Here is a 22492-nt window from a genome sequence, read left to right as displayed (position 1 = left end):
AGCTGTAGCGCTAGCGCTGCTCACCGGTAGCCCGTCACACTATTTATTTTTTAACAGTTGATCGATGGCATTCACTACATCTTCAACGGTACGAACGGTTTTAAATATCTCTGGATTGATTTTTTTACCGGTCATTTTTTGTAGATGAACCACCAGATCTACCGCGTCGATACTGTCTAGTTCTAAATCTTCGTACAGCTTTGAATCAAGTTTGATATCTTGCGCATCGAGTTCAAAAAGCTTCACCATGATGGATGAGATTTCTTGAAAAATTTGTTGTTTATCCATTAGTTATTACCTTGGCTATTTTCCGCGCTGTGAATTGACAAGCTCAGCGAGTGATGCGACTGAGTAGAAGTGTTTTTTGGTATCTTCACTTTCAGCAGAAAGAACAACGCCATAACGATTCTTAATGGCTAAACCTAACTCTAATGCGTCAATCGAATCTAAACCTAGACCTTCACCAAACAGCGGCGCTGCTGTGTCAATCTCGTCGGGAGTCATCCCCTCCAAATTGAGGGATTCAATGATAAGGGTTTTAATTTCGTTTTGTAAAACATCCATTATTTTTTCTCATTAGTTTGAGCTGGCTCTGGCTGGAGTTTTTTGTTTAAAAGCTGTGTCAAATGACGAGCAGCAATAGCCGGGGAGGCATCGCCATCAGCGATATAATCATTTACGCCGATCCTTTCTTTGACAACTATCTGAAATAGCGGTTTCTTCGGCAAAAGATTATACCATTTTCGCTGTTTCGTCAGCATTGGTTGGTCGCATTGAATATTGACGATACGGATATTTACCCGGCACCGTAAGGCAATATTTGCGGCCCCCCGCTGTAGATGCATTTCCTCTCCTAGAGTAGAGCGTGTTCCTTCGGGAAATATCAGAATGATACCCTGCTGATCCAGCTTATTTTTACATTCTGACAGTAATGCGTCGGGTTCTGAATTGGCAATGTATCCGGCTGCTAGGATCACGCCGCGTACAAACGGATTACTCAGTAGCTTTTGTTTAACAATGCAGTCGCAGCGTGGCATTACGGAGGCCAAAAAAACGTAGTCTAAGAGACTGGGGTGGTTGGCGACGACAATGCAGCCGCTGTCTTGCTGTAGCTTATCGATACCATAAAACTGATAATCCATACACCCGAGCAGGCGCATTAACCTCAGAAGACACTGAAAGCTGAAGCGAATGCTATTTTGGGTCAGGCGGGTGCAGCGTTGTCGATCTTTAACCACTAAGTGCAGGAGTGGAAACCAAAAGGTCGACATGAATAGGCCGCCGATGCCAAACAGCATAAAACACAGTCCGGTAGCAACCATGCGCCAGATTTGGTTTAACAACGATGAACGCTCGTGAGCATCGGTTATGATTGTTTCCATTGCCAGTCAGACCTCATTCCTTGTAGGGTAAACTGTGGATCGTTATTCAACCAGTGTCGAACAAAGCGTAAGCTTTGTGGTAGCGAGTTTTGCTCAATGACGGTTGTATCTGGTGAACTTTTATTTATTTGCTGGCAGCGTAATTCGACACCGGCGCTTATCAGTAACCCCACCGCATAAGGGGGGTTCTGATGTGCCGTTTGGCTGTGATAAGCCTGCGGAACTGCACCGTCAAAATCGACTAATAACACTTTCTTCGCCCCACCGGCTAACATTGCCTGTACTTCTAACATGCCTTGTTGGAATCCATCAATACCGGCGGATAACGATGCGAGCGGCAACGCAGCTTTTCCGCTAATAGTTAGCAATCCGGCCGCCGTATTATGAACAGACATCGCAAAATCCGTCGGTGAGATATCCTGCTGTAGACACAGGCTTTCGATAATTTTATAGGTTCTTTCCAGTTCGCCGTGTCGGCTGATAAATACGGCGGCGTCGGGCCGTTGTTCCAGCAGCGTGAGGCCCACTTCTACGGCTAACCGGCTAGGAATACTCATCCGGCGAGCGGTCATCATCGGAATGAGTTGGCTTTTGGCGAGATCGCCTGAAAGTTCCTGCGTTTCACCGGCAGACCAATTCACCCACTGTTCTGAGGTAGATAACCCGGGAGCCAGTGCGTGCCAGCCCAGAATGTTGAGTGAATACGTCATAAGTTTGCTGTGCCGCTAAAGATAGCTGCCATGATATTATATTTATGCATAAATATTTATAAAAATAGAGCCTATAGCGGTAAAAATGATATTTCAGTCTAAACTCAAGGCGTTTATTTATTCAGGGTTACCCACTGATGGTTTTTATTTCGCTAATAATGCTTACCCCAACCTTTATCTATCAAGTTGGTAATGAGGCTATATTTATCACTAGGCAAACGATTATTTTACACCTTGTGTTGCCGTTTTTTTCATCATCTATTAGCTAACTGACCAAATATTAGCGTATCATCTGGCTGTGATTTTATGGGATGTGGAAAAATAAACGATATTTTTCCCAGTTGGTTAAAATGGAGAGTATAAATCTATGAGAAGTTTAAAAGCACTGTTTATCAGTATCATTGCCATTATCCTTATTGCTGGCTGTAGCGGAAATGAGCCTGCTCGTAATAAGACTTCCGTTATCAACGGTAGTTTTACTGCGGCGCAAATTGAAAAAGCGATCATTGATGCGGGCACCGGCCATGGCTGGGAGATGAAGAAGGTTCGTGATGGTGTCATTACCGGTCGACTGGTAACGCGTCAAAGCTCAGTTGATATTCGTATTCCTTATACTTCATCACAGTACTCTATCCAGTACGTTGGCAGCCAAAATTTAACTCTGGGCATGGAAAAGGTCCCTGGTAGTTACAATAGCTGGTCGGCCAATATCGATAGCGATATCCAAAAGAATCTGGCACAGCAGCAAGCGCTGTATCAGTAATATCTCGATAGAACATCCATCGTATTAAACGTCAGGGGGCTTACACATAAGCCCCCTGACTATTTTTGATGAGCAGCTTTTAATGAGCAATAAAGTTTTCGAACCGAAGCTCGCAGGAATGAGATGAAGACGCGGGAAATCGATTGGCCGCCATTCTGCGCACAGTGTCGAAATTAATTGAAGTTAAGTGAAATTTCCGACAAAAACCGGCATATTCACCCAATATGTCGGTTTTTTTTGTTACTATCGGGGCTATGATTTCAACGGGTAAAATCAGGATGGTGTCGTGAAAAAAGCACTGGGCGTATTTTTTCCGCTGTATACCACAACGATGATCATGCTGTTAGGTTCAGGCCTTCTTACCACCTATATCTCTTTGCGCCTGGCTGCGGTCAACGTGAGCGGTGCATTAATCGGTGCGATTATTGCGGCCAACTACATTGGCTTAGTTATCGGCGGTAAGGTTGGCCATTTTTTGATCGCCAGAGTCGGCCATATTCGGGCCTATGTTGCCTGTGCCGGTATTATTACTGCCGCCGTGCTAACGCATGGGCTAACCGAGTTTATCCCCGTTTGGGTCGTTCTGCGGCTGATTATCGGTTTGTGTATGATGTGCCAATATATGGTGCTCGAAAGCTGGTTTAACGATCAGGCTGAGCCTAATCAGCGCGGCGTGGTTTTCGGTTTTTATATGGCTGCCTCTTACCTTGGCATGGCGTTAGGGCAAATAGTGCTGATGCTACAGCCGGATTTAGGCCTGAGCTCGTTGCTGATTATTGCGCTTTGCTTCTCACTTTGTCTGGTGCCAATCGCGCTGACTACTCGTAGCCACGCCCAGCAAATCTCCCCGGCTCCAATGGAGCTGAAGTTCTTTATCGGCTCGATTCCTAAAATTCTGCTCTCTACCTTAGTGGTTGGCATGGTGGTTGGCTCTTTCTATGGGCTAGCGCCGGTTTACTCCAGCCTACAGTCGCTTTCCACCCAGCAGACCGGCCTGTTTATGGCGGTGTCTATTTTTGCCGGGCTGGTGGCCCAGCTCCCGCTAAGCTGGCTGTCTGACCGATACAACCGTACGGTATTGATGCGCATTAATGCGCTGTTGCTGGCGCTCTCAGCCCTTCCGCTGGCCATATGGCCCCATATTTCCTTTCACTTTTTATTAGCCATTGGTTTTATCGTTGGCATGCTGCAGTTTACCCTTTATCCGTTAGTGGTCGCTTTGGCTAATGACCTGATTGAACCCGAAAGACGGGTGTCGCTGGCGGCCTGTTTACTGATGTCGTTTGGCGTTGGCGCGAGTATCGGGCCGCTGATTGTCGGTGCGTTAATGCAGCCGTTGGGCGGCAATGTCCTGTATGCGTTCTTTGCGCTGTGCGGGCTGATGATGACCTTCTTGGGCAGTACGGTGAAAAAAGACGAGGAACAGTTTGTCGAAGATGCCCCGCTGCCCCATATTGCGATGCCCGATAGCCTGATGAGTTCGCCGCTGTCGCCTGCGTTAAACCCCAGCTTTGATGAGCATATGATCCACGAAAGTATGCCTGCACCGGAAGTGATTCAGGAACCACATGCTATTGTAGTCAGCGAGCCGGGAGAGAATAAATCCGGTAATAAGGATGACGACGATGATAAAGGAAGTCAGGAAAAAGCCTACACCATGGTTTAGCGGGAGCTTAACGCTACATTTATGAGCCAACTTATTGAGTTTGAAACTCCTCGCCTTCGCCTGAGGCAGTGGCGTGCGGCCGATCTCAGACCGTGAAAGGGGAGCTGATATGGGTAGCAATATTACGCTTTACGATGGTACGGATTTTGTGCGCTGTACGCTGTACCATCACCCGTTTTATCCCTATCTCAACAGTTTTCTGGCGCAAAAGCCTGAAGAGATGATCGCCAATTTGCCGGAGTCAACGCGCTGCTATGCGCTTGAGGTTGACGGTGAACTCACTATGTTGGTGCAGGTTGCGACAGAGCGCCAGAAAACCTATACCGCCTCTCTACTCACCCATTATTTTGACTATACGCAAGATGAGTTGGACTTGGTGGATGCCGGGCGCTGGAAGAAGCCGCTTAAAATGTTGCTGCGCACGATGGGGAATTTTTTTTACCGCCTGCGTTTGGACGATGCGCTGTACGTTGGTAACTTCTTACTCTCGACGAACCTGCAGCCGAAGTGGAGCCCGGAGCAGCTACGCCTGATTCATCAGTTTGTGGTTGGCCGGTTTAAGGCGCAGCGTATTATTTATCGCTCGCTGAATGACTATTCCCACGGTGAACAGATGGCGACGTTGAGCTCAATGGGCTATCGCCGCATTTTTTCCCGCCAGATTTTTGTTGCTGATAAGCTTTACCAGACAAAAAAGAAGCATAAAAGCGTGGTCGGGGATTTTCACCTAATGGCCAACACGCCGCTGACTATCCGCCAGATAAGGCAGGATGTTGATGACTATAGCCTGCGGCTAAAGCAACAGTACGATCGGCTCTATCTGGATAAATATTCTGCTTATAATCCTCAGTTTACCCAACGTTATTTTAGCCAAATGGTTGGTAGCGGTGCGGTTGAGCTATTCGGTATTTTTGACGATCGGCTACTGGTCGGCTTTTCCGGCATTTTTAGCGGCCGGGGCGTGATGACTACGCCGCTCATTGGCTATGATTTTAGCTACCCGAAAGAGGCCGGGCTGTATCGGATTATCAGCGCCATTACGTTACTGAAAGTTGATGAGCGGAAAGTGCTAAACATGAGTTCCGGTGCCGGTGCTTATAAAATGCATCGCGGCGCGAAGGTTCATCTGGAATACAGTTACTATTTTGATCGTCGGGCATCGTGCCTTAGTCGCTATGCTTTTCGACTGTTCGCCGCTCTGGTTAACCTGCTGGGCGAAAAATTTGGTAAGGAGCGAATATTTTGAAGCACGTGATGCTAACCGGAGGACGTTCTCCGATCTGTTTAGCCTTGGCCCGAATGTGGAAGCGTAAAGGCTGGAAGGTGTCGATTATCGAGCATAAAACCCTGACGTTTAGCCGCTTCTCAAACTGTGTTTCTGACTATCATGCGATCCCCAGCCCCGTCAGCCATTTTGAGCAATTCAGCCATCAATTACTGTCATTACTCGAACGTGAGCGGCCGGACGTGTTGATTCCGGTTAATGAAGACATTCTGCACTACGGGCGAATTCAGTCAGAAATAAGAGCGCTGGCAGTGAGTTTTGACGTTGTGGAGCAAGGGCTACTTGAGCGGTTACACGGTAAGTTCAGCAATATAGAGCTGGCAGCTCAGGCCGGGATCCCTGCGCCCGTGACCGACTATTTTGATGGTGAAGTGGTCGACTGGCAGGCGTTTATTCTAAAGCCGGTTTATTCACGCTTCGGAAATCAGGTTATTACCGATCAATCCGGTTTGCGTTCTCGCCGTCAGGGTGATTACGTTAAGCAGCAAAAAATTAACGGAATTCAGATCTGTACCTATGGCTTTGCCAGAGCGGGAAAACTGTTGGCCTACGCCTGCTACCAGACCAATTTGGGCATTGAGAATAGCGTCAGTCTGACGTTTACGCCCTATCGTTCCCGTCGGGTATTTGAGTATATGCAGCGCTTTATTCAGACGCACCAACTGACGGGCTCGATCGGTCTGGATTTTCTCTATGACGGCGATGAATATTACTTTATCGAATGTAATCCAAGGCTGACTCATGGCGCAATATTGCTCGGTGAGGCGCTGCCTGACGTATTTATGCCGGGCTATGCCGGTGAATCGTTACTGATAATGAAGCGCCAGCGTTACGGGCTCAAAGCTGCATGGCTGTATAAAATAGTCATGCAGCGAAAATGGTGGAAAACGGCAAAAATATATGGGAAAAGTCGCGATTTGGTGGCTGACTGGAGTGATCCTCTACCTATTCTGTCCATTCCGCTTATCCTGACGTGGACCTTAGCCTGCGCTGTGATTAAGCGTAAACCTGTGCTGGATTTTCTAACGGAAGACATTATTTATGCGCCGGATAACGGGCATATTCAACCCGGGCCGCCGTGTTCGATCAAACAGGGGCCGAACTGCCGGTAGAAAAAAGTCCGTTAACCGGATAACCGACTAACGGACGAAGCACTACAGGGTGTAAAAATACTTTCTGATTTACTTGGGCTCTGCCGCGTGTGCGGTTAGATCGATGGTTTCCGCCTCTGGCCCGTTAGCGCTTACGGAATGTATTCCCGCATCTCTGGACTGTTCGGTGGTGTAGGTCTGGCTCGTGGCAACGATCTGACCGTTTGATGCTTTTAAATTGAAAGAGAACTTACCGTTAACGGTGACCTTTTTTTCAAAATAGCGAGGCTCGCTGGCGTGGCTTTTAACGGATTTAATACCGTTAATGCAGTTCGCTTTCGTGGTGTAGCCCTCGCTGCCGAGAATAACCTGCCCGTTTCCCGCTTTTAACCGAAAATAGAACCGATCGTCTTTGCCATAAAAAATTTCGAATTTAGCGCGCATCTTACTTACCTTAACGCTGGCGAATATTCACTAAGCATAGTTGATGGCTATCAGTCTGGTAGGTGGCCTGAGAAAAAATATTGTGGGTATTTTTGGCATCTATAGCCGCTATCAATGCGTGTTACTCTTTAAGTAATAAAGCAGACTCTGGTAAGGGATCCTCATCACATATCCCCTACGCGTACGATAGGAAAATATTAAATTAATGTTAATATCAATCGCGAACTTATACCCGATGTTGTTAACCGCACTAATCATCCGAGTCATAAGAATAATGTGATTGGTGAGCCGGTTATTTGACTCAATTACCGACGAAACGGTTATCAATATATCCGGGAGCGATACCCGATACGGACTATTGCTTCTATTTCTCCCTGAAAAGGACACCGAAATGGACGAACAGTTAAAACAAAGTGCGCTCGATTTTCATCAGTTTCCCATGCCGGGAAAAATTCAGGTTACGCCAACCAAACCGTTAGCCACGCAGCGCGATTTAGCGTTGGCCTACTCGCCGGGCGTTGCTGCCCCTTGTTTAGAGATAGCTGCCGATCCGCTGGCGTCTTACAAATATACTTCCCGCGGTAATCTGGTGGCGGTTATCTCTAACGGTACCGCCGTGTTAGGGTTAGGTAATATCGGGGCGCTGGCCGGTAAACCGGTGATGGAGGGCAAAGGCGTTCTATTTAAGAAGTTTGCCGGTATCGATGTGTTTGATATCGAAGTCGATGAAACCGATCCGGATAAACTGATTGATATTATTGCTTCTCTGGAACCCACTTTTGGTGGGATTAATCTGGAAGATATCAAAGCGCCGGAGTGCTTCTACATTGAAAAAGCGCTGCGTAAGCGGATGAAAATACCGGTTTTCCATGACGATCAGCACGGTACCGCTATTATCTGTGCCGCAGCGGTGCTGAACGGTCTGCGGGTTGTTGATAAGCAGATGGCTGAGGTGCGCCTGGTGGTTTCCGGCGCAGGCGCTGCGGCAATTGCCTGCCTTAACCTGCTGGTGGCGCTCGGCATGAAGCATGAGAATATTGCCGTATGCGATTCTCGCGGCGTTATTTATCAGGGCCGCGATGAAAATATGGAAGAGAATAAGGCGTTATACGCAATAGTCGATAACGGTAAGCGTACGCTGGGCGACGTGGTCTCTGATGCCGACGTATTCCTTGGCTGTTCTGGCCCGGGGGTATTGACTCAGGATATGGTTAAGACCATGGCTGCAAGCCCGCTGATTCTAGCGCTGGCTAACCCGATGCCAGAAATTTTACCGCCGTTGGCGAAAGCGGTTCGCCCGGATGCGATTGTCTGTACCGGCCGCTCTGATTACCCAAATCAGGTGAATAACGTTTTATGCTTCCCATTCTTGTTCCGCGGTGCGCTGGACGTTGGTGCGACGGTAATCAACGAAGAGATGAAACTGGCCGCCGTGCGGGCAATTGCCGAGCTGGCACTAGCCGAGCAAAGCGATGTGGTCTCTTCTGCTTATGGTGACGAAGAGCTCTCTTTTGGCCCGGATTACATCATTCCTAAACCTTTCGATCCTCGGCTGATCGTTAAAATTGCACCGGCGGTGGCCAAAGCCGCTATGGATTCCGGCGTGGCTAACCGCCCGATCGAAGACTTTGATGCCTACGTCGAGCACCTGACCCAGTTTATCTATAAAACTAATTTGTTTATGAAGCCGATCTTCGCTCAGGCGAAGGCTCAGCCTAAGCGTATTGTGTTTGCTGAAGGTGAAGAAGAGCGGGTACTGCACGCCACGCAGGATATCGTTTCTCAAGGACTGGCATTCCCGATTTTGATTGGTCGCCCGAGCGTGATTGAAATGCGCCTGAAGAAGCTGGGCCTACAGCTGACGGTTGGCAACGACTTTGAAATCGTGAATAACGAATGTGACCCGCGTTTTAATGAGTACTGGAATGAGTATTACCAGATCGTGAAACGTAAAGGCGTTTCTCGTGAAGCGGCCCAAAGGGCAGTGATTGGCAACCCAACGCTGATCGGTGCCATCATGGTTCAACGCGGTGAAGCAGACGGCCTGATTTGTGGCACCGTTGGTAACTATCATGACCATTACGGTGTGATAGAGACGGTATTCGGCTATCGGGATGGCCTCAACGTTGCGGCTGCAATGAATGCCCTGCTGCTGCCAAGCGGAAACACGTTTATTACGGATACCTACGTGAATGACGATCCGACGCCGCAACAGCTGGCTGAAATTACCCTGATGGCGGCCGAAACCGTACGCCGTTTCGGGATTGAGCCTAAGGTCGCGTTGCTGTCACACTCTAGCTTTGGTACGTCCGATAGCCCGGGAGCCCGTAAGATGCGCGAAGTGCTGAAACTGGTTAAGCAGGCAGCACCAGAGCTGGAAATCGACGGTGAAATGCACGGCGATGCGGCATTAGTCGAGAGTATCCGTAGTGAAATCATGCCGGACAGCACCCTGAAAGGCGCGGCCAATATCTTGATTATGCCGAATATGGAATCTGCACGTATTAGCTATAACCTGTTGCGAGTTTCTTCATCGGAAGGGGTAACCGTGGGGCCGGTGCTGATGGGAATCTCCAAGCCGGTACATATTCTGACCCCGGTTGCTTCGGTTCGCCGTATCGTCAATATGGTGGCGCTTGCGGCGGCAGAGGCTCAGACTCAGGCGCTGTAATTTGCATTAACGTTTTGGTAGTAACAAGCGGCCTTTGCGGGTAATGCCGATCGGTTAAGGATCAGTTGACCGATCCAGTGGTTGTGTAAGAATCCGGAAATGTTCTTCATTTCCGGATTTGTTGTATATAGAAAACCCCCAGCTAGGCTGGGGGTTCCGTAAAGCTTTCAGCTTTGAGTCGACTATAAAAACCCCTTTTTATTTGTTAAAACACCTTGCGGTCTGGCAACTGCAAAAGTTAAACAAGAAATCAAAAGGGGGTCCCAATGGGGGACGAAAAGAGCTTAGCGTATACCCGATGGAATTGTAAATATCACCTAGTTTTGCCCCAAAATACCGAAGGCAGGTTTTCTACGGAGAAAAACGAAGGGTTGTGGGCAGCATATTAAGAAAGCTGTGTGAATGGAAAAACGTGAACATTCTGGAGGCGGAATGCTGTGTGGATCACATACATATGCTTGTGGAGATCCCGCCAAAGATGAGTGTGTCGAGCTTAATGGGGTATCTGAAGGGAAAAAGTAGCCTGATGCTTTATGAGCAATTTGGCGATCTAAAATTCAAATACAGGAACAGGGAGTTTTGGTACAGGGGATATTACGTTGATACGGTGGGTAAAAATACAAGGCGAATACAGGAATACATAAAGCACCAGTTAGAACAGGATAAATTAGGGGTGCAACTGTCGATCCCGTATCCAGGCAGCCCGTTTACGGGCCGTAAGTAATCCATAGATGCAAATGTCAGATCGCGATGCGCCTGTTAGGGCGCGGCTGGTAACAGAGCCTTACAGGCGCATATAAAAAACCTCCGGCTATGCCGGAGGATATTTATTTGGATCTCATCTGATTTTCGACTAGATCCGACAAGCCTATAATACTACACGTCCAGATTAGCAACCCGTAGGGCGTTCTCTTCAATAAACGCGCGGCGCGGTTCAACTTCATCACCCATTAACGTGGTGAACAGTTGATCGGCGGCGATAGCATCTTTGATAGTAACCTGTAGCATGCGGCGGCCTTGAGGGTCCATCGTGGTTTCCCACAGCTGCTCTGGGTTCATCTCACCCAGACCTTTATAGCGCTGAATAGTCAGACCACGGCGAGATTCTTTAACCAGCCAATCAATGGCTTGCTCAAACTTGTCGATAACCTGACGACGTTCGCCGCGCTCGATAAATGCGCCTTCTTCGATCAGGCCACGAAGCTGTTCTCCAAGATGACAAATCTTACGGTATTCACCGCCCAGCACAAAATCGATATTCAGGCTGTAATCGGTATCAACGCCGTGAGTACGAATGCGGATTGCCGGTTCGAAAATTGAACGCTCAGCATTTTCCTGAACCAGAGCAATATAGTTGCTACCGTGTTGCTCTTGCTCATTCAGAGTATTTACCAGCGTTTCAATCCATACCTGAACTTTGGCTTTATCTTCCAGCGTTTCGGTGGTTAGGGTTGGCTGATAGACCAACTCATTGAGTAAGGCCAGCGGAGTACGGCGTTCCATACGCTTAATCATCTTCTGAACGCTGTAATGTTCAGCTACCAGGCGCTCAAGCGGTTCACCGGCCAACGCTGGTGCATCTGGATTAACGTGCAGAGAAGCACCGTCCAGCGCGGTAACGATCTGGTACTGGTCCATCGCTTCATCGTCTTTAATATATTGCTCTTGCTTGCCTTTTTTCACTTTATACAGCGGTGGTTGAGCAATATAAATGTAGCCACGCTCAATGACTTCTGGCATTTGGCGATAGAAGAAGGTCAACAGCAGCGTACGGATGTGTGAACCATCCACGTCGGCGTCGGTCATGATGATGATGCTGTGATAGCGCAGCTTGTCTGGATTATACTCATCGCGGCCAATGCCACAGCCTAACGCGGTAATCAGGGTTGCTACTTCTTGTGAGGAAAGCATTTTATCGAAACGCGCTTTCTCCACGTTCAGGATCTTACCTTTCAGCGGTAAAATTGCCTGATTCTTGCGGTTACGACCCTGCTTAGCAGAACCGCCCGCAGAGTCACCTTCCACTAAGTAGAGTTCAGACAGTGCTGGATCGCGTTCCTGACAGTCAGCCAGTTTGCCCGGTAGCCCGCCTAAGTCTAACGCGCCTTTACGACGGGTCATTTCACGGGCTTTACGCGCCGCTTCACGGGCACGGGCAGCATCGATAATTTTGCCAACCACGATTTTCGCATCGGTTGGATTTTCTAGCAGGTATTCTGACAGCTTTTCCGCCATGATGGATTCAACGGCAGATTTCACTTCAGAGGACACCAGTTTATCTTTGGTCTGAGAAGAAAACTTAGGATCCGGTACTTTAACCGAAACTACAGCAATCAGGCCTTCACGGGCATCGTCGCCGGTGGCGCTGACTTTCGCTTTTTTGCTGTAACCTTCTTTTTCCATGTAGTTATTGAGCGTACGGGTCATTGCTGCCCGGAAACCGGCCAAGTGAGTACCGCCGTCACGCTGTGGAATATTGTTGGTAAAGCAGTAGATATTTTCCTGAAAACCGTCGTTCCACTGTAGAGATATCTCTACGTTGATACCGTCTTTCTCGCTTTGATGAGTGAAATAGAATACTGACGGATGAATCGGCGTTTTGTTACGGTTCAGGTACTCAACGAATGCTTTAATGCCACCGTCATAATGGAAGTGGTCAGATTTACTATCGCGCTCGTCAAACAGCTTAATTGATACGCCTGAGTTCAGAAACGATAACTCGCGTAGGCGCTTGGCTAAAATTTCGTACTGGAACTCGAGGTTAGTGGTAAAGGTATCCGGGCTTGGCCAGAAACGGATTAGCGTACCGGTCTTATCGGTATCACCCATCACTTTCATTGGGGCTTCAGGAACGCCGCCGCGATAAATTTGCTTATGGTTTTTACCTTCGCGATCGATGATCAGCTCAAGCTTGTCTGACAGGGCGTTAACTACCGAAACGCCTACGCCGTGCAGGCCGCCAGACACTTTATATGAGTTATCGTCGAACTTACCGCCGGCGTGTAGCACGGTCATGATAACTTCTGCGGCCGATATGCCTTCTTCTTCATGAATGCCGGTTGGGATACCGCGGCCGTCATCCTGTACTGAAACCGAGTTGTCTTTATGAATAATAACGACGATATCTTTACAGTGGCCAGCCAGCGCTTCGTCAATGGCGTTATCTACAACCTCGAATACCATGTGGTGCAGACCGGTGCCATCGTCCGTGTCACCGATATACATGCCCGGGCGTTTACGTACCGCATCCAGACCTTTTAATACCTTGATACTTGAGGAATCATATGTATTCGACATTAGCGTTTCTCGCTCACTATTAATCTAGTCCTGTGGTTGATGCTTTATTTTGCCATGTTCTACAGAGAACATCTTGCCCTTTTCATCCACCATGTCAGTAATCTGTTCAGCGCTGACTGCGCTGACAAAAACCTGAGCGCCGGTGGCTTTTAAACGTTCTGCCAATAACCTGCGGCGATGAACGTCGAGCTCGGAAGCAAAATCATCGATAAGATAGAGGCAACGACGCCCGCTCTGACGGGTTAAAAACTCACCCTGAGCAAGGCGTAGTGCACACATCAATAATTTGAGCTGGCCGCGTGATAGCAGATCTTCAACCGGCGTACCTTCCGCACGAATGCGAAAATCAGCTTTGTGTGGCCCTTGAGATGTATAAGTTAGGGCCCGATCGCGTTCAAACTGTCGCTCAAGAAGTTCGCCATAGTCACTCTCTTTATCCCAACCGCGCTGGAAGGAGAATGACAGGTTGAACTCCGGTAAAAATTCAGCGCAGGTTGCGGTAATGTCCTGCGCTATTGCTTGGGCATAAGCTGCCCGCCATTCGCTGATTTGCGCTGCCAACGGGATTAATTCTTGATCCCATGGGCGAATCTGTGAATAACGGCTGGTTTGCCGCAAAGCCGCATTACGCTGCTTGAGCAATCTTCTCAAATTGCTCCAGCCATGAAAGAAATGGGGTTCACTATGGAAACAGCCCCAGTCTAAAAATGCCCGCCGGTATTTTGGCCCGCCGTTAAGCAGCGTAAAGCCTTCGGGCGTAATGAGCTGAATGGGAAGTAATTGGGCTAATTCAGATACTTTATGGTCATCGCTGCCGTCAATACGCACTTTTGTATCGCCAAGGCGGCTTTTCTGCAGCCCCACCGACAATTCCCTTTCACCGCTGGCTATTCTACCATGTAACACGAACTCTTGCTGCTCATGACGAACAACGCGGTTAGTTTGCAGGCTGCGAAAAGCACGACCATGACCTAGCGTATAAACTGCTTCCAGTACGCTGGTCTTACCGCTACCGTTAGGGCCGACAAAAAAATTAAAGCCAGCGGACGGTGCGAGATCCGCCGTTTCTATATTGCGGAAATCATTTATAAGTAAACGGGTGAGAGCCATTCAGTAGTGCTGCCAGCCCCGCTTATAAACGCATTGGCATTACAACATAGGCTGCGCTTGGGTTTGCGCTGTCTTCGATCTGTACGCTAGATACAGAGTCGATCAGCAGCAGACGAACTTCCTCGCATTTCAGTGCGTTGAGAACGTCAAGCACATAGCTTACGTTGAAACCTATTTCCAGATCGGTACCGCCGTAGGTGACGTCCAGAATTTCTTCTGCTTCTTCCTGTTCCGGGTTGTTAGCCGTAATCTTTAACTGATTGTGGTTCAGATAGAGGCGTACTCCGCGGAACTTCTCGTTCGACAAAATTGCCGCACGGGAAAATGCCTGCTTAAGTTCGTCGCAACCGGCTTCCAGCGTTTTATCAGGATTTTTCGGCAATACGCGACGGTAGTCAGGAAAACGGCCATCAACCAGCTTGGAAGTAAAAATAAAGTCGCCGACGTGGGCGCGAATATTATTACTGCCAATCTGTAATTGCAGATCGCCGTTGTTGGCATCGAGCAGGCGAACCAGCTCAAGTACCCCTTTACGTGGAACAATCACGTCGTGTGGCGGTAGCTTTTGGCCAACCGACATCGAACAAACGGCCAAACGGTGTCCGTCGGTTGCTACGGTGCGCAGTTCCTCACCTTCGGTTTCAAACATCATACCGTTGAGGTAGTAGCGTACGTCCTGATGGGCCATGGAAAATTGGGTTGCTTCAATCAGTCGCTTCAGCGTTGCCTGCGGCAGAGTGAATTCAACTTCGCTTTTCCAGTCGTCAAGGTTCGGATAGTCAGCAGCTGGCAGCGTTGACAGCGAAAAACGACTGCGCCCGGAGCGGACTAAAATCCGATCGTTTTCCAGCGTAACGCCGATCTCTGCGCCATCGGGTAACCCGCGGCAAATATCCAGAAACTTACGTGCTGGTACGGTAATGGCACCCGGCTCATGGGGCTGGTTTAGCGTGACACGCGCAACCATCTCCATTTCCAGATCGGTTCCGGTGAGCAACAAGTATCCTTCTGTGACTTGAATCAGAAGGTTGCCGAGAATGGGCAGCGTAGGACGGCCACCCAGTGGACTAGTAACTTGCTGCAACGGCTTTAATAAATGTTCACGGTCAATGATAAATTTCATAAGCTTTATGAGGATAATGTTCTGATTAAGTTAGAGAAATCTTCTTTGATATCGTGGCTTTCCTCTCGTAATTGTTCAATTTTACGACAGGCATGCAACACGGTTGTATGGTCCCTACCACCAAACGCATCACCAATTTCCGGTAGACTGTGATTGGTTAACTCTTTTGCCAGTGCCATAGCCATCTGGCGCGGACGCGCAACGGAACGAGAGCGGCGCTTAGACAATAGGTCCGCAATTTTAATTTTATAGTATTCTGCCACAGTTTTTTGGATGTTATCGATAGTAACTAGCTTTTCTTGCAGCGCCAGTAAGTCGCGCAGTGCTTCACGGACGAAATCAATGGTAATGGCGCGCCCGGTAAAGTTGGCGTTAGCGATCACCCGATTTAGTGCACCTTCGAGTTCACGAACGTTAGAACGCAGACGTTTAGCGATAAAGAAAGCTACTTCGGCCGGCAAGTGGATGTCGTTCTCGTCTGCTTTTTTCATCAAAATAGCCACGCGAGTTTCGAGCTCCGGTGGTTCAATCGCCACCGTTAACCCCCATCCGAAGCGGGATTTTAGACGATCTTCTACGCCATTGATCTCTTTTGGATAACGGTCAGAGGTAAGAATAATTTGTTGGTTACCTTCTAATAGGGCATTGAAGGTATGAAAAAACTCTTCCTGTGATCGCTCTTTGTTGGCAAAAAACTGAATATCATCGATTAACAAGGCGTCGACGGAGCGGTAATAACGCTTAAATTCTTCGATAGCGTTATTTTGCAGGGCCTTGACCATATCTTGAACAAAGCGCTCCGAGTGCATATACACCACTTTAGCGTTCGGCTTGCGTTCAATGATGCCGTTGCCAACGGCGTGCAATAAGTGAGTTTTACCTAAACCGGTGCCGCCGTATAAGAATAGCGGGTTATAGGCGCCGCCTGGGTTATCGGCAACCTGACGGGCAGCCGCACGGGCTAATTGGTTTGATTTACCCTCAACGAAGTTATCAAACTGATGCTTAGGGTTAACGCCTGAGCGGTAAGAAAGTTCTGGCTGCGCGGCTTGATTTTCCCAGCTTGGGCGAACGGCGGCCGGGCGCACTGATGCTGGACGGGCGTTATTATTGTTATCGGCAACTTTTGCCTGTGCAGGAACTCGAACTAGTGGTTTTGTTCCAACTTCAAAACGAAGCTGAGGAACGTTAGAACCACAAAAGTCATTTAATAATGCATTGATGTTATTGATGTATTTGTCGCGAACCCAGTCAAGAACGAAGCGATTAGGTGCGTAAAGGGCGAGTGTATCGTCACTCAGTTCCGCCTGCAACGGGCGAATCCACATACTAAATTCTGTGGCAGGTAATTCATCTTGCAGGCGGGCAAGGCACTGCTGCCAAAGAGAAAGTGACACGGCGAACTCCACTCGAACAAGAACAATGAAAAGGTAGGGGAGATAGATATATTTTTTTTCGTATCCCGTACCGCGTACTACGTCATTTTAGGTTTGGTGTCAGAAATGTATGATCCGATAAATCATTTGTCCTGCATCGGCTCCCTGCCGTCTCGATCCGCAGTGTGGGATCGTCATCAGCGCCAGTAGATGATAGCGCAAAGTACCAAATAGATCTCCTTTTCCATGAGGAAGATCGTAATTTATCCACAGGCAAATCGAAGTTTACCTGAATAGGTATAAATAAAGTGTGCGATTAGATCAATAAAATGCAGAGAAAAATAGTTAATTTTTCTATTCATCGTAGCTAGCAGACAGTTGGGAACCGGATGAGTTGTTATTGTCGACGATTTTTATCGTTGGGGATAATTTGTTAACAATCACCCAGATCTAAAAAAAGATCGGGAGAATTGAAAGGATCGTTGCGGGATCCTTGCGATTTTTTAGGGAGTCCGTATAATTCACGGCCCTACTTGTGGCGCTTCTCGCTCCTTAGTATTTTTAATTCTTCCTCTATAATAGCAACGTTAAGAAAGGTTTTAACGATTATTTATAGCAGAAAGCATGGGAAAACTAAGGTTCATAGCGGTAACTACGAGTTTTTGAGCAGAGATAAGCGTTCGGAATTGACTCGGGGCTGTACAATTATTACAATCCCGCCTCTTTGTATATTGCGATTGAGGCGTCGGTCGTTTTCACGTCGAGTAGCCAAACGCGCTTACTAATTAGTAATAATCAAGATTTAGGTAGAGATCGCCATGAAACGCACTTTTCAACCGTCCGTATTAAAACGTAACCGTAGCCACGGTTTCCGTGCTCGTATGGCCACTAAAAATGGTCGTCAGGTTTTGGCTCGTCGCCGTGCTAAAGGCCGCTCTCGTTTAACTACTTCTAGTTAATCGAGTTAACCATCTGTGTGGTTAAGCTTAAGCTAGCATTCCCCAGGGAGTTACGTTTGTTAACTCCCAGTACTTTCACATTTGTTTTCCAACAGCCGCAACGGGCCGGTGTTCCTCAAATTACCATTCTTGGTCGATCAAACACGTTGGGTCATCCTCGTGTTGGTCTTACTGTCGCAAAGAAATTCGTTAAGCGAGCTCATGAACGTAACCGAATTAAACGCCTAACCCGCGAAAGTTTCCGTTTACGCCAGCATGATTTGCCATCGATGGATTTTATTGTGATAGCCAAAAAGGGGATAGCCGATCTGGATAATCATGCACTGACGGAAGCATTGGATAAGTTATGGCGTCGTCATTGTCGGCTGGCTCCCGTATCTTGATTATGTTGATACGTGGTTATCAACTGGTAATCAGTCCGTTACTCGGGCCGCATTGCCGGTTCCGTCCAACCTGTTCTCAATACGGAATTGAGGCATTGCGCAGGTTTGGCATGGTAAAAGGTAGTTGGTTGACAATCAAACGCGTATTAAAATGCCATCCTTTACACGAGGGTGGTGATGATCCTGTTCCGCCCAACAATAATACTGACCATATATAGAGAACATTAACAATGGATTCTCAACGTAATCTCCTTTTTATCGCGCTGCTGTTTGTTTCGTTTATGATTTGGCAGCAGTGGGAAACGGATAACGCTCCACAACCAGCGCCACAGACCCAGACCACGCAACAGAATACTGGTGCCGGTTCTACAGCGACCGGCTCTACCGGCTCAACCCAAGCGGAACTCGCTGCGGGTGAAGGCGGTTTGATTACCGTTAAAACTGACGTTCTTTCTATGGTTATCAACACTCGTGGTGGTGATATTCAAGAAGCCGATCTGTTGGCTTACCCCGATACATTAGGGTCAACTCAGCCGTTTAAGCTGTTAGAAAATACCTCAGAATTCTCTTATCAGGCGTTAAGTGGCTTGGTAGGTAAAAATGGTCCAGACAACCCGGCTAATGGTCCTCGCCCGCTTTATGAATCTAAACAGGATACATTTGAGCTGGCTGATGGTCAGAATGAATTAACCATTCCGTTAGTTTACATAGACAAAAGCGGCATTAAGTACACTAAGACTTTTGTACTTAAGCGCAGCGAATATGTGATTGATGTAGATTACAAGGTTGAAAATGCCAGCGCACAGCCCGTTGATTTAGTGCTGTTTGGTCAGTTAAAGCAAAGCACTAAACTGCCAAAATCTCGCGATACCGGCAGCAGCAATTTTGCTCTGCATACCTATCGCGGTGCGGCTTACTCCTCTGATGACAACAAATATAAGAAATATAGCTTTGATGACATCGCAGGTGAGGGCCTGAAGCTTGATACTAAGAACGGCTGGGTTGCGATGCTGCAACAGTACTTCGCAACGGCGTGGGTACCGGCTAAAGATAGCCAGAGCTCTTTCTTCACCATGCAAAACGATGGCCAGTCAGCGATTGGTTTCAGAAATTCACCGGTTATTATTCAGCCGGGCGAAACTAAAGAGTTAGGGGCGCGGCTTTGGGTTGGCCCTGAAATTCAGAACCAAATGGCGGCGGTAGCCGAGCATTTAGACTTAACCGTAGACTACGGTTGGTTATGGTTTATATCTCAGCCACTGTTTAAGCTGCTGAAATTTATCCAAAGCTTTGTCGGTAACTGGGGCTTCTCGATTATTATCATTACCTTTATTGTGCGCGGAATCATGTATCCGCTGACTAAAGCGCAATATACCTCAATGGCCAAGATGAAGCTGCTACAGCCTAAGCTACAGGCGATGCGTGAGCGTATTGGTGATGATAAGCAGCGCATGAGCCAAGAAATGATGGCGCTGTATAAAGAAGAGAAAGTTAACCCACTGGGCGGCTGCTTCCCGTTAATCATTCAGATGCCAATCTTCCTGGCGCTGTACTATATGTTAATGGGATCGGTAGAACTGCGTCATGCACCGTTCGCCCTGTGGATCCATGACTTATCTGCACAGGATCCGTACTACATTCTTCCGTTGTTAATGGGCGGAACGATGTTTATGATCCAGAAGATGTCACCAACGCCGGTGACCGATCCGATGCAGCAGAAGATCATGACCTTTATGCCGGTTATCTTTACCGTGTTCTTCCTGTGGTTCCCGTCAGGTCTGGTTCTGTATTATATCGTGAGTAACTTAGTTACCATTATTCAGCAGAAACTGATTTACCGTGGATTAGAGAAGAAAGGCTTACACAGCCGCGATAAGAAAGAGAAAAAAGTTTCTTAATTCGCAACGCAAGTTACTGCAATAAGCTCGATAAAGGGCGGTCATTACGACCGCCTTTTTTATATAATGATTCTTATACCAATTCATTACTTTGATCAGAGAACACAGCCATGATAACAACTGATACCATCGTAGCCCAAGCAACGCCACCGGGACGCGGCGGCGTCGGTATTCTTCGTGTTTCTGGTAAGCAGGTTGTTGAAGTCGCGCAGCAAGTTTTGGGTAAGCTGCCCAAGCCGCGCTGTGCTGATTACTTATCGTTTCTTGACGGTGACGGCACCGTTCTCGATCGGGGGATCGCGCTCTACTTTCCCGGCCCTCATTCATTTACCGGAGAAGACGTGCTTGAACTTCAGGGCCACGGTGGACCGGTTATTCTCGATTTATTGCTAAAACGCATTCTGTCTTTACCGGACGTGCGTATTGCCCGGCCGGGTGAGTTTTCTGAACGGGCCTTTCTGAATGATAAGCTGGATCTGGCTCAGGCTGAGGCGATAGCGGATTTAATCGATGCCAGCTCTGAGCAGGCAGCCCGTTCTGCGCTGAATTCTTTGCAGGGCGTTTTTTCCAGCCGTGTTCATCAACTAGTGGAAGCACTCACTCACCTGCGGATCTATGTAGAAGCGGCGATTGATTTTCCGGATGAAGAAATTGATTTTCTTTCGGACGGAAAAATTGAAGGTCAGTTAAATAAAGTGATGGCCGATCTGGATGGCGTCAGAGTTGAAGCGCGCCAGGGTAGCCTACTGCGTGAAGGTATGAAAGTGGTGATTGCCGGTCGGCCTAATGCGGGTAAATCCAGCCTGCTTAATGCACTGTCCGGGCGGGAAACCGCAATCGTGACTGATATTGCCGGAACAACCCGTGACGTACTGCGTGAGCACATACATATTGATGGCATGCCGCTGCACATTATTGATACTGCCGGCCTGCGTGAAGCCGGTGATGAAGTTGAACGTATTGGCATTGAGCGGGCGTGGAACGAAATTGAGCAGGCCGATTTGGTACTGTTTATGGTTGATGGTACAACCACGAATGCCACCGAGCCGCAGCAAATTTGGCCTGAGTTTATGGCCCGGCTTCCGGCATCGCTGCCAATTACGGTGGTGCGTAATAAAGCCGATCTGACCGGAGAGACGCTAGGTATCAACGAAGTAAACGGTCACTCACTGATTCGCCTTTCTGCCCGTACCGGTGAAGGCGTTCAGGCCCTGCGCGATCATCTTAAACACAGCATAGGCTTTACCAGCAATACTGAAGGTGGGTTTTTAGCGCGCCGTAGACACCTTGAAGCGCTGGAGGCGGCTGCCGGGCATTTAGTTCAGGGAATGGATCAGTTAGTAAGCGCGCGCGCTGGGGAATTACTGGCAGAAGAGCTAAGGCAGGCCCAGCTAGCCCTGAGTGAAATTACCGGTGAGTTTACTTCAGATGATTTACTGGGGCGGATTTTCTCGAGTTTCTGCATCGGAAAGTGATTTCTGGCCCAAGTCCGTTCTACTATATCTATGAGCCTGTAGTTATATTTTGCTATACAGGCTCTATAGTTCCGCTCTTCTTTATTTTCTCATAATCATTTTTGTAAATTGTCTGCCTATCCATTTTGTTATCAGGTAGTCCCTCCCGAAAAAGCGGTATGTTCATAAATAGGACTTTTTCGTAATCTTAGCATCGTGAAGAAAACTAGAAGAGCTGTGAATAAATTAGGAGAAAACATGATTAAGAAGACCATCGTCATCGTACAATGAGCCACCGCTGTGGGGTACATTTTTCTAATCAGACACACGCTTGTAATTTTTTATGCCAAATGTAGAATTGTCCGACCTACGTGGATAAGAATGCTGATTTTCATATGTAGCCAACGAATGCTTTATTAATGAGGAATAGCGAATCATGGATAGAAGTAAGTACTCACAAAAATGGCAAGATCGTTTTGATTTTTTTGATCGGTATGGCGCACCAAGTACTCCTGAGCATAAGGCTGCTATCAAGGCCGCCAAGCCCGGCCGTCGTATCTTTATTGGTATGAATATCATTGCGTTCTTTTTCGGCTTTATCTATTTCTTTGTTCTGGGTTTATGGAAAAAGAATTTGGTTTTATTAGCGATGACTATAGGTCTTGGCTTTATTCTTGGTTTAATTGAGCTTATTGCCGGGTTTGAGCTTCCTCGCGGCGCAGATATGGGAATAAACATTGCGCTTGCGATGATGTGGTCCATGACGGCTAACTATGCGTACTATCTGAAAGAAGTTAAAGGTAGCGACAGCTGGAACCCGTTTGAAGGCATGCGAATGGTTTAATGTAATCAAATCGATTGCTTTATAAATAGAAAGGCC

General features: G+C 47.8%; 20 protein-coding genes and 1 pseudogene. 12 read left to right on the top strand and 9 right to left on the bottom strand.

The genetic code is table 11. The annotated features are described in order from the left end of the window. Positions 1-39: 39 nt before the first annotated feature. Genes GVI43_RS07205 through GVI43_RS07190 form a run of 4 tightly spaced genes read right to left on the bottom strand, consistent with a single transcriptional unit; the run spans position 40 to position 2092 of the window. Positions 40-288 carry an acyl carrier protein gene (locus tag GVI43_RS07205; RefSeq protein WP_159566186.1) on the bottom strand — a complete coding sequence of 83 codons (249 nt, stop codon included), beginning with the start codon at positions 286-288 and terminating at the stop codon, positions 40-42. Positions 289-303: 15 nt separating this feature from the next. Next, on the bottom strand, positions 304-564 hold the full coding sequence (locus GVI43_RS07200) for a phosphopantetheine-binding protein (RefSeq protein ID WP_159566185.1): 261 nt from the start codon (positions 562-564) through the stop codon (positions 304-306). Next, positions 564-1382 (bottom strand): lysophospholipid acyltransferase family protein, encoded by an 819-nt coding sequence (locus tag GVI43_RS07195; protein ID WP_159566184.1) that lies wholly within the window; start codon positions 1380-1382, stop codon positions 564-566. Before GVI43_RS07195 ends, GVI43_RS07200 begins: the two co-directional genes overlap by 1 nt. Next, on the bottom strand, positions 1367-2092 hold the full coding sequence (locus GVI43_RS07190; RefSeq protein WP_159566183.1) for a beta-ketoacyl synthase chain length factor: 726 nt from the start codon (positions 2090-2092) through the stop codon (positions 1367-1369). The genes GVI43_RS07195 and GVI43_RS07190 overlap by 16 nt, the downstream gene beginning before the upstream one ends. Positions 2093-2459: 367 nt before the next feature. Between GVI43_RS07190 and GVI43_RS07185 the strand changes: the two genes are divergently transcribed. From GVI43_RS07185 to GVI43_RS07170, 4 genes are all read left to right on the top strand, one after another. Continuing rightward, positions 2460-2855, top strand: a complete 396-nt coding sequence (locus GVI43_RS07185) for a hypothetical protein (RefSeq protein WP_159566182.1) — start codon at positions 2460-2462, stop codon at positions 2853-2855. Between the two features lie 286 nt (positions 2856-3141). Continuing rightward, on the top strand, positions 3142-4521 hold the full coding sequence (locus GVI43_RS07180; RefSeq protein WP_159566181.1) for an MFS transporter: 1380 nt from the start codon (positions 3142-3144) through the stop codon (positions 4519-4521). Between the two features lie 109 nt (positions 4522-4630). Next, positions 4631-5767 (top strand): hypothetical protein, encoded by a 1137-nt coding sequence (locus GVI43_RS07175; protein ID WP_159566180.1) that lies wholly within the window; start codon positions 4631-4633, stop codon positions 5765-5767. A 5-nt stretch (positions 5768-5772) separates the two neighbouring features. Further along, complete coding sequence (locus GVI43_RS07170; protein ID WP_246201623.1) at positions 5773-6918, top strand: ATP-grasp domain-containing protein; 1146 nt, start codon at positions 5773-5775, stop codon at positions 6916-6918. A 69-nt stretch (positions 6919-6987) separates the two neighbouring features. On the opposite strand, the gene GVI43_RS07165 is transcribed toward GVI43_RS07170, so the two are convergent. Next, positions 6988-7341, bottom strand: coding sequence for a YegP family protein (locus GVI43_RS07165; RefSeq protein WP_159566178.1), 354 nt, complete (start codon positions 7339-7341; stop codon positions 6988-6990). A gap of 391 nt (positions 7342-7732) precedes the next feature. Between GVI43_RS07165 and maeB the strand changes: the two genes are divergently transcribed. Further along, complete coding sequence (gene maeB / locus GVI43_RS07160) at positions 7733-10012, top strand: NADP-dependent oxaloacetate-decarboxylating malate dehydrogenase (protein WP_159566177.1); 2280 nt, start codon at positions 7733-7735, stop codon at positions 10010-10012. Positions 10013-10278: 266 nt separating this feature from the next. Next, a pseudogene (gene tnpA / locus GVI43_RS07155) lies at positions 10279-10736 on the top strand (IS200/IS605 family transposase). Between the two features lie 152 nt (positions 10737-10888). Here the strand turns inward: tnpA and gyrB are convergent. From gyrB to dnaA, 4 genes are read right to left on the bottom strand one after another with little or no spacing between them, the layout of a single operon-like run. Beyond that, the gene (gyrB, locus tag GVI43_RS07150; RefSeq protein WP_159566176.1) at positions 10889-13309 is read right to left on the bottom strand and encodes a DNA topoisomerase (ATP-hydrolyzing) subunit B; all 2421 of its coding nucleotides are present in this window, start codon (positions 13307-13309) and stop codon (positions 10889-10891) included. Between the two features lie 24 nt (positions 13310-13333). Then, on the bottom strand, positions 13334-14419 hold the full coding sequence (recF, locus tag GVI43_RS07145; RefSeq protein ID WP_159566175.1) for a DNA replication/repair protein RecF: 1086 nt from the start codon (positions 14417-14419) through the stop codon (positions 13334-13336). Positions 14420-14441: 22 nt separating this feature from the next. Continuing rightward, positions 14442-15542, bottom strand: a complete 1101-nt coding sequence (gene dnaN / locus GVI43_RS07140) for a DNA polymerase III subunit beta (protein ID WP_159566174.1) — start codon at positions 15540-15542, stop codon at positions 14442-14444. Between the two features lie 5 nt (positions 15543-15547). After that, complete coding sequence (gene dnaA, locus GVI43_RS07135; protein ID WP_159566173.1) at positions 15548-16939, bottom strand: chromosomal replication initiator protein DnaA; 1392 nt, start codon at positions 16937-16939, stop codon at positions 15548-15550. A 797-nt stretch (positions 16940-17736) separates the two neighbouring features. Between dnaA and rpmH the strand changes: the two genes are divergently transcribed. The 6 genes from rpmH to GVI43_RS07105 all read left to right on the top strand — a co-directional run bounded on the left by rpmH (position 17737) and on the right by GVI43_RS07105 (position 22456). Continuing rightward, positions 17737-17877 carry a 50S ribosomal protein L34 gene (rpmH, locus tag GVI43_RS07130; RefSeq protein ID WP_159566172.1) on the top strand — a complete coding sequence of 47 codons (141 nt, stop codon included), beginning with the start codon at positions 17737-17739 and terminating at the stop codon, positions 17875-17877. Positions 17878-17894: 17 nt separating this feature from the next. Continuing rightward, a complete protein-coding gene (gene rnpA / locus GVI43_RS07125; protein ID WP_159566171.1) occupies positions 17895-18260 on the top strand; it encodes a ribonuclease P protein component in 366 nt (121 codons plus the stop codon). Next, complete coding sequence (gene yidD / locus GVI43_RS07120) at positions 18224-18478, top strand: membrane protein insertion efficiency factor YidD (RefSeq protein ID WP_159566170.1); 255 nt, start codon at positions 18224-18226, stop codon at positions 18476-18478. Before rnpA ends, yidD begins: the two co-directional genes overlap by 37 nt. 12 nt (positions 18479-18490) lie before the next feature. Then, on the top strand, positions 18491-20158 hold the full coding sequence (gene yidC / locus GVI43_RS07115) for a membrane protein insertase YidC (protein WP_159566169.1): 1668 nt from the start codon (positions 18491-18493) through the stop codon (positions 20156-20158). Positions 20159-20268: 110 nt separating this feature from the next. Then, a complete protein-coding gene (mnmE, locus tag GVI43_RS07110) occupies positions 20269-21633 on the top strand; it encodes a tRNA uridine-5-carboxymethylaminomethyl(34) synthesis GTPase MnmE (protein ID WP_159566168.1) in 1365 nt (454 codons plus the stop codon). A 415-nt stretch (positions 21634-22048) separates the two neighbouring features. After that, positions 22049-22456, top strand: coding sequence for a DUF2628 domain-containing protein (locus GVI43_RS07105; protein ID WP_159566167.1), 408 nt, complete (start codon positions 22049-22051; stop codon positions 22454-22456). Positions 22457-22492 lie beyond the last annotated feature (36 nt).

The organism is Budvicia diplopodorum, from assembly GCF_009800925.1.
In the GTDB taxonomy this organism is placed as follows: domain Bacteria; phylum Pseudomonadota; class Gammaproteobacteria; order Enterobacterales; family Enterobacteriaceae; genus Budvicia; species Budvicia diplopodorum.
The sequence above is the reverse complement of the archived record's forward strand: the minus strand, read 5'-3'. Positions and strand labels throughout refer to the sequence as shown.

Excerpts from the sequence above, each read along its gene's own strand:
- gyrB (WP_159566176.1), bottom strand. The coding sequence starts at position 13,309 with ATGTCGAATACATATGATTCCTCAAGTATCAAGGTATTAAAAGGTCTG.
- GVI43_RS07195 (WP_159566184.1), bottom strand. The coding sequence starts at position 1,382 with ATGGAAACAATCATAACCGATGCTCACGAGCGTTCATCGTTGTTAAAC.
- GVI43_RS07205 (WP_159566186.1), bottom strand. The coding sequence starts at position 288 with ATGGATAAACAACAAATTTTTCAAGAAATCTCATCCATCATGGTGAAG.
- GVI43_RS07175 (WP_159566180.1), top strand. The coding sequence starts at position 4,631 with ATGGGTAGCAATATTACGCTTTACGATGGTACGGATTTTGTGCGCTGT.
- dnaN (WP_159566174.1), bottom strand. The coding sequence starts at position 15,542 with ATGAAATTTATCATTGACCGTGAACATTTATTAAAGCCGTTGCAGCAA.
- mnmE (WP_159566168.1), top strand. The coding sequence starts at position 20,269 with ATGATAACAACTGATACCATCGTAGCCCAAGCAACGCCACCGGGACGC.
- GVI43_RS07165 (WP_159566178.1), bottom strand. The coding sequence starts at position 7,341 with ATGCGCGCTAAATTCGAAATTTTTTATGGCAAAGACGATCGGTTCTAT.
- GVI43_RS07105 (WP_159566167.1), top strand. The coding sequence starts at position 22,049 with ATGGATAGAAGTAAGTACTCACAAAAATGGCAAGATCGTTTTGATTTT.
- yidC (WP_159566169.1), top strand. The coding sequence starts at position 18,491 with ATGGATTCTCAACGTAATCTCCTTTTTATCGCGCTGCTGTTTGTTTCG.
- rpmH (WP_159566172.1), top strand. The coding sequence starts at position 17,737 with ATGAAACGCACTTTTCAACCGTCCGTATTAAAACGTAACCGTAGCCAC.
- GVI43_RS07200 (WP_159566185.1), bottom strand. The coding sequence starts at position 564 with ATGGATGTTTTACAAAACGAAATTAAAACCCTTATCATTGAATCCCTC.
- GVI43_RS07185 (WP_159566182.1), top strand. The coding sequence starts at position 2,460 with ATGAGAAGTTTAAAAGCACTGTTTATCAGTATCATTGCCATTATCCTT.
- GVI43_RS07190 (WP_159566183.1), bottom strand. The coding sequence starts at position 2,092 with ATGACGTATTCACTCAACATTCTGGGCTGGCACGCACTGGCTCCCGGG.
- recF (WP_159566175.1), bottom strand. The coding sequence starts at position 14,419 with ATGGCTCTCACCCGTTTACTTATAAATGATTTCCGCAATATAGAAACG.
- maeB (WP_159566177.1), top strand. The coding sequence starts at position 7,733 with ATGGACGAACAGTTAAAACAAAGTGCGCTCGATTTTCATCAGTTTCCC.
- yidD (WP_159566170.1), top strand. The coding sequence starts at position 18,224 with ATGGCGTCGTCATTGTCGGCTGGCTCCCGTATCTTGATTATGTTGATA.